The sequence below is a fragment of the Dermacoccus sp. UBA1591 genome, from assembly GCF_002322065.1.
GTDB classification, from domain to species: domain Bacteria; phylum Actinomycetota; class Actinomycetes; order Actinomycetales; family Dermatophilaceae; genus Dermacoccus; species Dermacoccus nishinomiyaensis.
In genome coordinates this window covers 13,993-26,504 of the sequence record NZ_DCNR01000022.1, presented here as the reverse complement: position 1 = coordinate 26,504, position 12,512 = coordinate 13,993, and the positions used below count along the sequence as shown (strand labels likewise).

Annotated in this window: 14 protein-coding genes and 3 pseudogenes; 14 read left to right on the top strand and 3 right to left on the bottom strand. The window is 67.5% G+C overall.

Annotated features, from left to right (window positions below; all coding sequences use genetic code 11):
- Positions 1–61: 61 nt before the first annotated feature.
- On the bottom strand, positions 62–589 hold the full coding sequence (locus B2284_RS02685; protein WP_074045817.1) for an Lrp/AsnC family transcriptional regulator: 528 nt from the start codon (positions 587–589) through the stop codon (positions 62–64).
- Between the two features lie 141 nt (positions 590–730).
- Between B2284_RS02685 and B2284_RS02680 the strand changes: the two genes are divergently transcribed.
- The 3 genes from B2284_RS02680 (at position 731) to B2284_RS02670 (ending at position 3,171) form a co-directional block, all read left to right on the top strand.
- Positions 731–1,009 (top strand): PLP-dependent transferase, encoded by a 279-nt coding sequence (locus B2284_RS02680; RefSeq protein ID WP_006944766.1) that lies wholly within the window; start codon positions 731–733, stop codon positions 1,007–1,009.
- A 96-nt stretch (positions 1,010–1,105) separates the two neighbouring features.
- Positions 1,106–2,413 carry an ISL3 family transposase gene (locus tag B2284_RS02675; protein WP_074045819.1) on the top strand — a complete coding sequence of 436 codons (1,308 nt, stop codon included), beginning with the start codon at positions 1,106–1,108 and terminating at the stop codon, positions 2,411–2,413.
- Positions 2,414–2,481: 68 nt separating this feature from the next.
- The gene (locus tag B2284_RS02670; RefSeq protein WP_136788240.1) at positions 2,482–3,171 is read left to right on the top strand and encodes a M48 family metalloprotease; all 690 of its coding nucleotides are present in this window, start codon (positions 2,482–2,484) and stop codon (positions 3,169–3,171) included.
- A gap of 51 nt (positions 3,172–3,222) precedes the next feature.
- Here B2284_RS02670 and B2284_RS14415 read toward each other — a convergent pair.
- Positions 3,223–3,432, bottom strand: a pseudogene (locus tag B2284_RS14415) (peptidoglycan-binding domain-containing protein); the annotation flags it as partial.
- 54 nt (positions 3,433–3,486) lie between these two features.
- On the opposite strand from B2284_RS14415, the gene B2284_RS02665 reads away from it, so the two are divergent.
- From B2284_RS02665 to B2284_RS02615, 11 genes and pseudogenes are all read left to right on the top strand, one after another.
- Positions 3,487–4,731: an IS256 family transposase gene (locus B2284_RS02665; protein WP_136788239.1), complete on the top strand. Its 1,245-nt coding sequence runs from the start codon at positions 3,487–3,489 to the stop codon at positions 4,729–4,731.
- Between the two features lie 53 nt (positions 4,732–4,784).
- Positions 4,785–4,940 (top strand): annotated as a pseudogene (locus B2284_RS02660) (IS30 family transposase); the annotation flags it as partial.
- Between the two features lie 4 nt (positions 4,941–4,944).
- Positions 4,945–5,238 (top strand): annotated as a pseudogene (locus B2284_RS02655) (integrase core domain-containing protein); the annotation flags it as partial.
- A gap of 173 nt (positions 5,239–5,411) precedes the next feature.
- Positions 5,412–5,987 carry a TlpA family protein disulfide reductase gene (locus B2284_RS02650; protein ID WP_040014494.1) on the top strand — a complete coding sequence of 192 codons (576 nt, stop codon included), beginning with the start codon at positions 5,412–5,414 and terminating at the stop codon, positions 5,985–5,987.
- Positions 5,984–6,727, top strand: a complete 744-nt coding sequence (locus tag B2284_RS02645; RefSeq protein ID WP_006944749.1) for a cytochrome c biogenesis CcdA family protein — start codon at positions 5,984–5,986, stop codon at positions 6,725–6,727. Before B2284_RS02650 ends, B2284_RS02645 begins: the two co-directional genes overlap by 4 nt.
- Positions 6,728–6,822: 95 nt before the next feature.
- Complete coding sequence (locus tag B2284_RS02640) at positions 6,823–7,209, top strand: ArsR/SmtB family transcription factor (protein ID WP_006944798.1); 387 nt, start codon at positions 6,823–6,825, stop codon at positions 7,207–7,209.
- Entirely contained in the window at positions 7,206–7,352 is a 147-nt protein-coding gene (locus B2284_RS02635; protein WP_006944664.1) for a hypothetical protein, read from the top strand. The genes B2284_RS02640 and B2284_RS02635 overlap by 4 nt, the downstream gene beginning before the upstream one ends.
- Positions 7,349–9,310 carry a heavy metal translocating P-type ATPase gene (locus B2284_RS02630; RefSeq protein ID WP_006944623.1) on the top strand — a complete coding sequence of 654 codons (1,962 nt, stop codon included), beginning with the start codon at positions 7,349–7,351 and terminating at the stop codon, positions 9,308–9,310. Before B2284_RS02635 ends, B2284_RS02630 begins: the two co-directional genes overlap by 4 nt.
- Positions 9,307–9,828 carry a signal peptidase II gene (gene lspA, locus B2284_RS02625; RefSeq protein WP_006944688.1) on the top strand — a complete coding sequence of 174 codons (522 nt, stop codon included), beginning with the start codon at positions 9,307–9,309 and terminating at the stop codon, positions 9,826–9,828. Before B2284_RS02630 ends, lspA begins: the two co-directional genes overlap by 4 nt.
- A 68-nt stretch (positions 9,829–9,896) precedes the next feature.
- On the top strand, positions 9,897–10,490 hold the full coding sequence (locus B2284_RS02620) for a cadmium resistance transporter (protein ID WP_006944675.1): 594 nt from the start codon (positions 9,897–9,899) through the stop codon (positions 10,488–10,490).
- Between the two features lie 237 nt (positions 10,491–10,727).
- Positions 10,728–11,333 (top strand): recombinase family protein, encoded by a 606-nt coding sequence (locus tag B2284_RS02615; RefSeq protein ID WP_074045822.1) that lies wholly within the window; start codon positions 10,728–10,730, stop codon positions 11,331–11,333.
- Here the strand turns inward: B2284_RS02615 and dnaB are convergent.
- The coding region (dnaB, locus tag B2284_RS02610) for a replicative DNA helicase (RefSeq protein ID WP_286697147.1) at positions 11,298–12,512 on the bottom strand (1,215 nt) is incomplete at its 5' end. The genes B2284_RS02615 and dnaB overlap by 36 nt on opposite strands.

Below are 12,512 nucleotides of genomic sequence, written 5' to 3'. Positions count from 1 at the left end.
TACCGCGGCCTCTTCGTGAATCGCCCTTCGCCCCTCGCCCTTCATCGCGGGCCGTCGCGCCTCAGCCGAGAGGGCGGGAACCGCGAATACGTTCGTAGATGAGGCTCGTCTCGGCGTGCACGACGCCGGGCAGCACCGCGAGGTGGTCGAGCACGATGTCGCGCAGGGCGTCGGGAGACTGCGTACAGACGTGGACGAGGAAGTCGTTCTCCCCCGTCACGTGGAAGGCCGCGAGGACGCCGGGCACATCGGCGACTGCGGCGTGGAAGCCGTCGATGTCGTCACGCGTGTGGCCCGTGAAGCGCAGCGCGATCATGGCCTCGAGGGGCACGTCGAGCGAGCCGAGATCGACGTCGGCGTGGACGCCCGCGATGACGCCCCGCTCGCGCAACACACACAACCGGCCGCTGCACGTCGACTCCGGCACGCCGACCCGCCGCGCGAGTTCGGCGTTCGACATCCGGCCGTCCTCGAGAAGTAGCTCGACGAGCCGACGATCGACGGCGTCAGGGCTCCACGCGGGGCCGAGTAACGGTCGTCGAACCTGCGAGTCGCCGGACGAACGAGCACTCGATTTCGCACCTTCCACGGGAGACTGACCCCTTTCGGAGGATTCGGCGAGATGTTGCCACTATTTCGCAGACCCCACACGCTATGTGATGTGAAACACATCTCTTCACTCATGACGGACGCCGTCCACGCGGGCCGCGAAGACCTCGCCTAGCTCGGGGTGCACGTCGCAGGAATCGATCAGTCGACCACCTACCCCGTCACCGGCGTGACGCAGGGCGGTGACTCGTACGAGCAGATGGCAACCGGTGGTCGCCCGCGCCCCGGTGATTCGTACGTGTACCAGCGTCTGTGGAACCCGAACGTCGACCGCTTCGAGCGTGGGCTCGCCACGATGGAGGGCGCCGAGGAAGGCGTCGCGTTCTCGACCGGGATGGCAGCGATCAGCGCCGTCCTGCTCGCCTGCCTCGCGGCGGGCAAACCGGCTCTTCACAGATGAGGGTGTAGTCGGCGCTGGCGCGTCGGTCCGGAGGTAGGTGTCGAGGTCTTCCGAAGATGGAGGTTCCTACACGCAGCCATCCGAAAGACCTCGACGTTGCCTGACGCTACCTTCACGTGCCCTGACCTGACCACCTTCACGCGCGTTGACGACCTTGGCCTGGAGATCACCGGGCAACTTCTCGAGCCGGATCGTGCGGTGCTGGCCTGCCGGGTCGTCGAACCGGACGACTGGTGCCGCCGGTGTGGCTGCCGAGGGGTATCCCGGGACACCGTGACCCGGGAGCTGGCGCACGAGCCGTTCGGGTGGCGCCCCACGACCTTGCTGGTCACCGTGCGCCGGTACCGGTGTGCCGAGTGCGCTCACGTGTGGCGTCAGGACACCACCGCCGCGGCCGAGCCGCGGGCGAAGATCTCCCGCGCCGGGCTGCGTTGGGGCCTGGTCGCGATCGTGGTCCAGCACCTGTCCATGGCCCGCGTCGCCGAAGGACTCGCGGTGTCGTGGAATACCGCCAACGACGCTGTTCTGGCCGAAGGTCAACGCCTGCTGATCGATAACCCGTCCCGCTTGGACGGCGTCCGCGTGGTCGGGGTCGACGAGCATGTCTGGCGGCACACGAGGAAGGGCGACAAGTACGTCACTGTGATCATCGACCTCACCCCGGTGCGCGACGGCACCGGCCCCTCCCGCCTGCTGGCGATGCTCGATGGCCGTTCGAAGAAGGCGTTCCAGGACTGGCTCGCCGAGCGGGACCAAGCCTGGCGGAGGGGTATCGAGGTCGTCGCGATGGATGGCTTCTTCGGGTTCAAGACCGCCACCACCGAAGAGCTGCCGGACGCCGTCTGCGTGATGGACCCCTTCCACGTGGTCCGCCTGGCCGGCGACGCCCTCGACGATTGCCGCCGCCGGGTCCAGCAAGAGCTCCACGGACACCGCGGACGCAAGGGCGACCCGCTCTACACCGCGCGGCGGACTCTGCACACCGGTGCCGACCTGGTCACCGGCCGCCAACACGAGCGCCTCGAGTCCCTCTTCGCCGACGAACGCCACATCCAGGTCGAGTGCACCTGGGGGATCTATCAGCGCATGATCTCCGCCTACCGTCACCACGACCGGAGCGTCGGCCGCGTCGAGATGAGCTCCGTGATCGACGCCCTCGCCGATGGTGTGCCCACGGCGTTGGTCGAGCTGCGCAAGCTGGGCCGCACCCTGGCCAGACGCGTCTGTGACGTCCTGGCCTACTTCGACCGGCCGCGCACCAGCAACGGACCCACCGAAGCCGTGAACGGACGCCTTGAGCACCTACGCGGGCTCGCCCTCGGCTTCCGCAACCTCACCCACTACATCGCCCGAGCACTCCTGGAAGCCGGGGGATTCAGACCCCAACTACACCCTCATCTGTGAAGAGCCGGTTTGCTGTCGGATGGGCCTACAGGGGATCGCCCGCAGCCGAGCGGAATCTCATCAGGGCGGTGCTCAAATGGAAGCCCGTAGGGGAAGCTCGAACCGTTCTGGGCGCAGACACGGTCAACCTTCTAGAGGAAGCAGGCGTCGCGCTCCAGGACGTATACATCTTCCGTACCAACCTGAGGAATGCGCCCCCGTGTGCCATGTTTCGCCGCAGCGTAGGTTTCTGCGGCGAGGACGTCGACGCCCTCGAGGATGAGGGAGCGATACCCCCTGAGGTTCTCGCCGGCGTCGTGGCGCACGAGATCGGCCACCTGAGGGGAGGCCAACTCGTGCACCCGGTCGTTTATTGGATGATGACGCCCGCCCTCTTCTGCGGACGCATGTTCAATGCGGCGACGGGCGGAGTGTTCCGCCAACTCCGCCATGACCTCGGGCATTTTGCGACCTTCGCTGTCGGCGCCGTGGCCGCCCTCATGCTCTTGGGCCTGCTGCGCAACCACCCTGTAGCCCTTGGTGCGGGCGTAGCCTGCGCACTGATCTGGACAGGGCTGCTACTGGCCCTGCGCGCCGCCGACCGCGCTGAAGAGTTCCGCGCCGACGACTTCGTGAAGAAGCACGGCCTCGCGCCCGGCTTGACCTCCTACCTCGAAAACCAGCACGACAATGGCAACGAAGAGAGTCAGACGCCACCCATGTCGTGGCTCAACACCCACCCCCCACTGATCGAACGCATCGAACTCCTGGAGAACTGACAGACTCCCCCCGCGCCCAGCGAACACGTAGTACATGTGGAGCGCGCGGAAGGTGGCCCGGCCGGCGACACCGTCTACGCCGAGGTGGTGCGCGCGCTGGAAGCGCACGACGGCCGCGCGGGTCTGCGGGCCGAAGACGCCGTCAGCGCGAATGCCGAGGTGGCGCTGCAAGTTCGCCACCGAGGCGCGCAGAGTGGAGTCCAGCAGAGTGGTGTACGACGGACCTGAGTGAGCGCGTGCCTTCAACGTAGGCGCGGCCACCAGGTGGATCCTTCGAGTGATCTCTCACAACCAACCTCGAAGAAGGACACCTTGATGACCGCTGGACCCAGTATCGACCCTGCCCGTTTCCTGAACGAGCAGCTGTCCCAGGCGAGCCCCGATCTGATGCGGGACCTGCTCACCACCTTCGTCAATGCACTGCTGTCCGCCCAGGCCGACGCGGTGTGCGGTGCCGGCTACAACGAACGGACCCCGGAGCGGGTCAACTCCCGCAACGGCTACCGCCACCGCGACCTCGACACCCGCGTCGGCACCCTGGATGTCGCCGTCCCCAAGCTACGCACCGGGTCGCTGTATCCGGAGTGGCTGCTCGAGCGCAGGAAGCGTGCCGAACGAGCACTGACCAGCGTGGTGGCGACCTGCTACCTCCTCGGCGTCTCGACGCGGCGGATGGACAAGCTCGTCCAGACTCTCGGGATCACCGGCCTGTCGAAGTCCCAGGTCTCGGTGATGGCCAAGGAACTCGACGAGCACGTCGAAGAGTTCCGCACCCGACGACTCGAAGACGCCGGGCCGTTCACGTTCGTCGCCGCTGACGCGCTGGTGTTGAAGGTCCGCGAAGGTGGCCGTGTGGTGCCGGTGCACGTGCTGGTCGCGACCGGTGTCAACGCTGACGGGCACCGCGAGATCCTCGGCGCGCAGGTCACCACCAGCGAGGACGGCGCCGGCTGGCTCGCGTTCTGGAGGGATCTGACCGCCCGCGGCCTCACGGGGGTCAAGCTCGTCACCTCTGACGCCCACGCCGGGCTCGTAGCTGCGATCGCGGCCACGAGCCCGGGCGCCGGTTGGCAGCGCTGCCGGACCCACTACGCGGCCAACCTGATGTCCGCGACCCCGAAGACCAACTGGCCGTGGGTCAAGGCGTTGCTGCACTCGATCTACGACCAGCCCGATGCTGAGGCCGTGCACGCCCAGTTCGACCGCGTCGTCGACGCCCTGCACGAGAAGCTCCCGGCGGTGGCTGAACATCTCGAAGGTGCCAAGGCGGACATTCTGGCGTTCACGCCGTTCCCGAAAGAGGTCTGGCGTCAGATCTGGTCGAACAACCCGAACGAGCGGCTCAACCGCGAAATCCGCCGGCGCACCGACGTGGTCGGGATCTTCCCCGACCGCGCATCCATCATCCGGCTCGTCGGCGCCGTCCCGGCCGAGCAACACGACGAGTGGGCCGAAGGCCGCCGCTACCTCGGCCTCGACGTCCTCGCCCGCGCACAAGCCGTCGACACCACCACCGAGGAGGTGACCACCGAACTCGAACTACAGGCCCTCACAGCCTGACAACACGACCAACCGAGGGATCAACCTCGTACACCACCCCAGCGGACTTGACCACCGACCTCGCCCGCTGGGGCCAAGACGAACTCCAAGCCGTCGCGCACGCCCTGAACACCCGCCCCCGCAAGGCACTCGGCTGGAAGACCCCCGCAGAAGCCTTCAACGAAGAACTACTGTTGCTGGCACAAGCCGGTGTTGCATCGACCAGTTGAACCCAGTCAGTACACCTCGGCCCAACTCGCCGAGGCCGCAGAAGAGCTCGATGTTCGATTGTCGGTCGGGCGCACCGGGGTCTGTTGGGACAACGCGCAACAGGAATCTTTCTGGTCAACCCTGAAAACCGAGTACTACCATAGGTATTCGTTCACGACCCGGGCCGAAGCCATCACCGGAGTCAGTACCTGGATCGACACGGTCTACAACCGTCGCAGGCGGCACAGCGCCCTCGGTCAGATCAGCCCGACAGCGTTCGAAGACCAACTCACCACCGCGGCTGCTGAAGCCGCATAACCGATGTCCACCAGACGGGGTCAACCCCAGGATGCTTGAGCTGGTGGAGCGCCGGCCGCGGGAAAGCGATTGGGCGGACCCGGCGCTTCGACTCACTCCACCACGGTCGGTAGTAATAGAGTGCGCGGGTGCGTAGCCTTCGTCGGTCCCCGTTCCAGCGTCGGCTCGCTGCTGTGGCGGCAGCGGCCGTGGTGCTGGCCGGAGCCGCTGCTTGTGGTGATGGTTCGAACTCGATTGCTGGCCAGGCCAAGCGTGGCGACAACAAGGGGTACGTCGCCGGTAACGGCCAGATCGAGGTGATCGCACCTGGGAAGCGAAAGAAGCCCGTGGCGCTGGAGGGTACGACCCTGGAGGGCAAGGCGTGGTCGCTCAGCTCGGCCCGCGGCCAGGTGGTGCTGCTGAACTTCTGGGGCTCGTGGTGTCCGCCGCGCCAGAAGGAGCTACCACAGCTGCAGAGCGCCTGGACCCGCTACCGTGCGGCCGGTGCGCCGGTGCAGTTCATGGGTGTACTACAGAAGGACTCAGTGACCTCTGCCAGCGCGACCGCGGCCAAGTTCGGTGTGCGCTATCCCTCCCTGCGCGATGACGGCGGCAAGTCGTTGCTGGGACTGCAGGGGAAGGTCGTCACGGTGCCGACCACATTGGTGATCGACAAGCAGGGCCGGATCGCCGCACGGGTGTCCGGTGAGTCAACCGAGACGACGTTCCGGTCCTTGGTCGACCAGATGCTCGCCGAGCCAGCAACATGACGTCCGACGCGGCCGACGTCGTCGCCAGCGGCAGCCTGCCGCTGGCCGTCATGCTGGCCGTGGCGGCCGGGACCGTCTCGTTCGCCTCGCCGTGCGTGCTGCCTTTGGTGCCCGGTTTCCTCGGCTACGTCACCGGACTGACCGACCACACCAGGCGTACGCGCGTCGTCGCCGGCGCCGCGCTGTTCGTGATCGGCTTCTCCGTCGTGTTCGTCAGCCTGTCGGTGGCGCTCAACGCGGCGATGAGCCTCTTCTTCGGCCACCGGGACCTGCTGATGCGCGGCGGTGGGGTCCTGGTCATCCTCCTGGCGCTGGTCTACCTCGGGTTCATCGGCCAGCGGGGACTGCCGGTCCGGTGGCGACCAGCCGCCGGGCTCCTCGGCGCGCCCGTCCTGGGCATGGTCTTCGGCATCGGCATGAGCCCATGCATCGGCCCCGTCTACGGCGCTATCCAGGTCGCCGCCTCACCGCTGAGCAACGACGGCGCGCCAGTCCTGCGCGGAGTACTGCTCGCAGCCGGCTACAGCCTGGGCCTGGGGTTGCCGTTCGTGCTGATCGCCGCAGGGTGGGCCCGCGCCGACCGCGCCTCACGCTGGCTGCGAACCCACCACCGGGCCACCCAGCGCCTGGGCGGCGTGCTCATGCTCGCCGTGGGTGTCCTGATGGTGACCGGTGCCTGGCAGTCCGCCATGACATGGATACAGGTCAACCTCAGCTCAGGTTTCACCCCCGCTCTGTGACCTGAGCCCCACCGGGCCACGACGACCGTCACCGCGCCCGACATCGGTGTCACCGAGATTGGCCGATCAATGGCTGATGTCGTTATTATCGGCGCATGTCGATGAGAAGTGAGGTTGCAGACGACCCGGGGCTGCAACCAGACCTGACCGCCGCGGTAGCGCTGTTCCGGTCGCTGGCTGATCCCACCCGGCTCGCGATCGCTCGCCGGCTGGCTTCGGGGGAGGCTCGGGTGGTCGACCTGACCGCGGAGCTCGGCCTGCCGCAGTCCACGGTGTCATCCCACGTCGCGTGCCTGCGCGACTGCGGGCTGATCGACTACCGGCCGCAGGGACGGTCCTCGGTCTACCGGGTCACCCACCCAGAGCTGATCGAGCTGTTTGCCGTGGCCGAGACCCTGCTCGGCGCGACCGGCGAGGCCGTTGCACTCTGCCCCACCTACGGAGATGTTGCCCGTCCTGGTGCCGAGAAGGTGAAGCGGTGACCCAGCTGTCCGCCGTCGAGACCGAGCAGCTGACCCGGCGCGGTCTGCGGCTGGCCCAGTTCACCGTCGCCTACAACCTCATCGAGGGCGCGGTCGCGATCACCGCCGGCATCCTCGCCACGACCGAGGAAGTAGCACCATGACGGATGCATGCGGCTGCGGCCACGACGATCCGCGCGATGACGAGCTAGCGGAGCTAGAGCCTGAGCGGCTCTGGGAGGTCAGCGAGCTGCGGTTCGCCGCGTTCGCTGGAGTCTTCCTCGTCGCAGGCTTCATTGCCGACCGCTCCGGTGCCTCCGGTTCGACGGTGACCGGCCTGAACGGCGTCGCCTTGGCGCTCGGCGCCTGGACCTTCGTCCCGAGCACCCTGAAGCGTCTGGTCAAGGGCAAGATCGGCGTCGGCACGCTGATGACGATCGCCGCGGTGGGCGCCGTCATCCTCGGCGAGGTTGCCGAGGCAGCGATGCTGGCCTTCCTCTATTCCATCAGTGAGGGCTTGGAGGAGTACGCCGTCGCCCGCACCCGCCGCGGCTTGCGCGCACTGCTGTCGCTGGTTCCGGCGGAGGCCACTGTCCTTCGCGACGGCACCCAGGTCACCGTCGCTCCGACCGAGCTCGCGATCGGCGACCTGCTCCTGGTCCGTCCGGGTGAGCGCGTCGCGACCGACGGCGTCGTTCGTGACGGTCGCACCGCTGTGGACGTCTCGGCCCTCACCGGGGAGTCCGTCCCGGTCGAGGTTGCCGCCGGAGACGCCGTCTACGCCGGCTCCATCAACGGAACCGGCGTGCTTGAGGTCGAGGTCACCACCACCGCCGAGGACAACTCCCTGTCCCGGATCGTCACCATCGTCGAGGCCGAGCAAGCCCGCAAGGGCAACGCCCAGCGCCTGGCCGACCGGATCGCCAAGCCGCTGGTGCCCGGCATCATGGTCCTCGCCGGAAGCATCTCGATCATCGGTAGTCTGCTGGGCGATCCGGCCACCTGGATCGAGCGCGCGCTGGTCGTGCTGGTCGCGGCCTCCCCGTGCGCCCTGGCGATCTCCGTTCCGGTCACCGTGGTCGCCGCCATCGGTGCCGCCAGCCGCATCGGCGCCCTGGTCAAGGGCGGCGCCGCACTGGAAGCACTCGGCCGGATCCGTGCCGTTGCCCTGGACAAGACCGGCACGCTGACCCGCAACCAACCGTCAGTGGTCCAGGTCGCCACCGCTCCCGGCCACACCCAGGAGCAGGTCCTTGCGATCGCGGCCGCGCTGGAGTCGCGCAGTGAGCACCCACTGGCCCGCGCCATCCTCGCAGCCGTCCCGGTGTACCGCGACGCCGAGAGCGTGGAGGCCATCACCGGGGCAGGCCTGACCGGCACCATCGACAGCCGCCAGGCCAGACTCGGTCGGCCCGGCTGGATACCCGCAGGCGACCTCGCCGACCCGGTCACCGCCATGCAGGAGGCCGGCGCCACCGCCGTGCTGATCGAGTACGACGGTGGCGTGGTTGGCGCCATCGCTGTCCGCGATGACCTGCGGCCCGAGGCCGCGGAGGTCGTCGCCCGACTCCGCGCCGACGGCTACCAGGTCGCCATGCTCACCGGCGACAACGAACGCACCGCCGCCGCGCTGGCCGCCCAGACGGGCATCACCGACGTGCACGCCGAGCTTCGCCCGGAGGACAAGTCGGCCATCATCCGCCGGCTCCGCGAGGACCGGCCGACCGCGATGGTCGGCGACGGAGTCAACGACGCCCCCGCACTGGCCACCGCCGACGTCGGGATCGCGATGGGCGCCATGGGCAGCGACGTAGCCATCGAGACCGCTGACGTCGCCCTCATGGGTGAGGATCTACGGCACCTACCGCACACCCTGACCCATGCGCGCCGCGCCAGGTCCATCATGCTGCAGAACGTCGCACTGTCTCTCGGCCTAATCGCCCTCCTGATCCCGCTCGCTGCTTTCGGTGTGCTCGGACTCGCCGCGGTGGTGCTGGTCCACGAGGTCGCGGAGATCTTCGTGATCGGCAACGGCGTCCGCGCCGGCCGTACCCGGCCGCTCCCACCACCACCGGCAGCCACGCCCGCGGCTTCGGTGCCAGCGGAAGCCGACGCCAGGTGATTGGCCGTGCCAGCGAGACGGCGGCGCCTGCGAGAACAAGTCGCGGCACGGTCCTGCTCACAGCCGCGGCCATCGCTGCGGTGGACCTGATCGCCAAGGGCGCCTCTGAGGCCCGGCTCGCCGAGTCCACCGTCGATCTCGGAGTCATCCAGCTGCAGCTGGCCTACAACTCAGGCGTGGCATTCAGCATGGGCGACAAGCTGCCCGCCGGCGTGGTCGTGGCCATCACCGCTGCCATCTCTGTCGCGTTCGTCTTGTACGCCTGGCACCGGGCTCCGCGAGCCGGGCGGATGGAGCAGATCGCCGGGGGCGCCGTGATCGGCGGCGCCGTCGCGAACGTGGCCGACCGTGCCCGCGACGGCATGGTCACCGACTACCTGCACACCGGCTGGTGGCCCACCTTCAACCTCGCCGACACATTCCTCGTCACCGGATGCGTCGTGATCGCACTGGTGCACGCGCGCCCCGGGCGCGCGGCGGATGACGAAAAGGAACAGCGTCACACCAGGAACCCGTGAACACGGCACCAGAGCAGGCACGCGCGCAGTAGCACTCGAACAACGTCGACGGAAGGAGACGAATACGCATGGATACGACCGCCGCCGCGCTGCAGGCGATCGGCTTGTACCTGGTGACGAACATCGACGACATCATCGTCTTGTCCCTATTCTTCGCCCGAGGAGCCGGGCAACGAGGCGCCACCACCAAGATCATCGCCGGACAGTACCTCGGGTTCGGTGGCATCCTTATCGCCGCATTAGCAGTGACCTTCGGCGCCGGATTCATCCTTCCCGACGACGCCATCCCGTACTTCGGTCTTATCCCGCTCCTGCTGGGCATCTATGCCGCCTGGCAGGCGTGGAGCAACGGCGACGATGACGACAACGTCGCGGACCGGCCCGTCGGCGCCCTCACGGTCGCCGCGGTGACGTTCGCCAATGGCGGAGACAACATCGGGGTCTACGTCCCGGTGTTCCTGGCGGTAGGTACCGGCGCCCTTGTGGCCTACTGCCTCGTGTTCCTGGCGCTGGTCGTCGTCCTGGTCCTCGCCGCGAAGTTCGTCGCAACTCGTAAGCCGATCGCCGAGGTGCTTGAACGCTGGGAGCACATCCTCTTTCCGCTGGTCTTGATCGGCCTGGGCATTGTCATCTTGGTTGAGGGCGGCGCGTTCGGCCTGTGACCCTCAGCTGCCGAACCGGGCTCGGCCAGTTGGCGTTGGTGCAGTCGTCCCCCGGGGTTGGTGTCCAACGCGTCCGGGGCCAGATCGGACCGTCACCCTGGGGCCAGATCGACTTGACACAATCACATTAGCGCGGATGGGGGTACACCCTATTTGCACTAGCACGGGCTGATCGGACGCGCATGCGAATAGGGTCGGTAACCGTCTTTTTGCCCACTTTGCGGGTAGGGTCTAGACATGCCGGGTCAAATCGTGGGGTACGCACGCGTCTCGTCGACGTCACAGAATCTCGCTAGGCAGCTCGAAGCGCTTGGGGGCGTCGATGAGCTGTTCACTGACCATCAATCGGGCAAGAGCCGAGCCGATCGCGCTGGCTTGTCGGATGCGCTGCGCTACGTGCGTCGCGGTGACACGTTGCGCGTCGCGTCGATGGATCGACTCGCGCGATCGCTGATCGACCTCGAGCAGATCGTCTCCGACCTCACCGCGCGCAAGGTGAGCGTCGAGTTCGTCAAGGAACGCCTCACCTTCTCACCCGACGCCACGGCCGACCCGTTCGCGACGTTCCAGCGCCAACTCATCGGCGCCGTCGCCGAACTCGAGCGTTCCCTCATCCGCGAACGCCAACGTGAAGGCATCGACCTGGCAAAAGTACGCGGCGTGTACAAGGGCCGTGCCCGCCGCCTCACCGACGAACAGGTTGCGCACGTGCGTCAGGCAGCAGCCGCCGGCGCGAACAAGGCCAAGCTCGCGATCGACCTTGGGGTCTCACGCCGCCTTATCTATGACGTCATCGCTGGCAACGGCTCAGAAGTTCTGACCGCCCATGTCCTTGAACCGTGAGTAGTGACCCTGGAACGCGACCGTGATGTCGGCCGTCGGGCCCGCACGGTGCTTGGCGACGATGATCTCGGCCTCGCCGGCCTTCTCCGACTCCTTGTTGAAGTAGTCGTCACGGTGCAGCAGGATCACCATGTCGGCGTCCTGCTCGATCGAACCCGATTCACGCAGGTCCGCCATCTGCGGGCGCTTGTCGGTGCGCTGCTCGGGGCCACGGTTCAGCTGCGAGATCGCGATGACGGGTACCTCGAGCTCCTTCGCGAGCAGCTTGAGCGCACGCGAGAACTCCGACACCTCCTGCTGACGTGATTCGACGCGCTTGCCCGAGCTCATGAGCTGCAGGTAGTCGATCGCGATGATCTTCAGGTCGTGGCGCTGCTTGAGCCGGCGCGCCTTCGCGCGGATCTCCATGAGCGACATGTTCGGTGAGTCGTCGATGAACAACGGCGCGTCCGAGACGCGGCCCATCGTCGTCGCCAGACGCGTCCAGTCCTCGTCACGCATCTGGCCTTTTCGCATGTGCTGCAACTGAATTCCGGCCTCGGCCGACAGCAGGCGCATCGTGATCTCCGTGCGCCCCATCTCGAGCGAGAAGAACGCGGCCGTCATGTTGTGATGAATCGCGGCGCTGCGAATGATGTCCATGCCGAGCGTCGACTTTCCCATGGCCGGTCGTGCCGCGATGACGATCATCTGCCCGGGGTGCAGACCGTTCGTCAGCCCGTCGAGCTCGGAGAAACCCGTCGGCACGCCGACCATCTGCCCGTCGGTGCCGGAGGCCTGCTCGATCTCGTCGGCCGTCGCCTCGATGACGTCGCCGAGCCGCACGTAGTCCTCGCCGCCACGCTTGTCGGCGACGGCGTACACCTCGGCCTGCGCGGCGTTGACGATGTCCTCGACGTCGCCGCCCTCGTCGCCGTAGCCCATCTGCACGATGCGGGTGCCGGCGTCGACGAGCCGGCGCAGCACGGCCCGTTCGGCGACGATCTGCGCGTAGTACCCGGCGTTCGCGGCCGTCGGCACCGACGCGATGATCTGGTGCAGGTACGCCTGCCCGCCGATGCGCGCGAGTTCGCCGCGCTTCGTCAGCTCGTCGGCGACGGTGATGGCGTCCGCCGGCTCACCTCGGCCGTACAGGTCGGTGATCGCGTCGAAGATCGTCTCGTGCGCCGGGCGGTAGAA

What these genes read in the sequence shown, in the direction of transcription:
- B2284_RS02665 (WP_136788239.1), top strand. Translation starts at nt 3,487, where the DNA reads ATGACCGCTGGACCCAGTATCGACCCTGCCCGTTTCCTGAACGAGCAG.
- B2284_RS02645 (WP_006944749.1), top strand. Translation starts at nt 5,984, where the DNA reads ATGACGTCCGACGCGGCCGACGTCGTCGCCAGCGGCAGCCTGCCGCTG.
- B2284_RS02640 (WP_006944798.1), top strand. Translation starts at nt 6,823, where the DNA reads ATGTCGATGAGAAGTGAGGTTGCAGACGACCCGGGGCTGCAACCAGAC.
- B2284_RS02630 (WP_006944623.1), top strand. Translation starts at nt 7,349, where the DNA reads ATGACGGATGCATGCGGCTGCGGCCACGACGATCCGCGCGATGACGAG.
- B2284_RS02620 (WP_006944675.1), top strand. Translation starts at nt 9,897, where the DNA reads ATGGATACGACCGCCGCCGCGCTGCAGGCGATCGGCTTGTACCTGGTG.
- B2284_RS02615 (WP_074045822.1), top strand. Translation starts at nt 10,728, where the DNA reads ATGCCGGGTCAAATCGTGGGGTACGCACGCGTCTCGTCGACGTCACAG.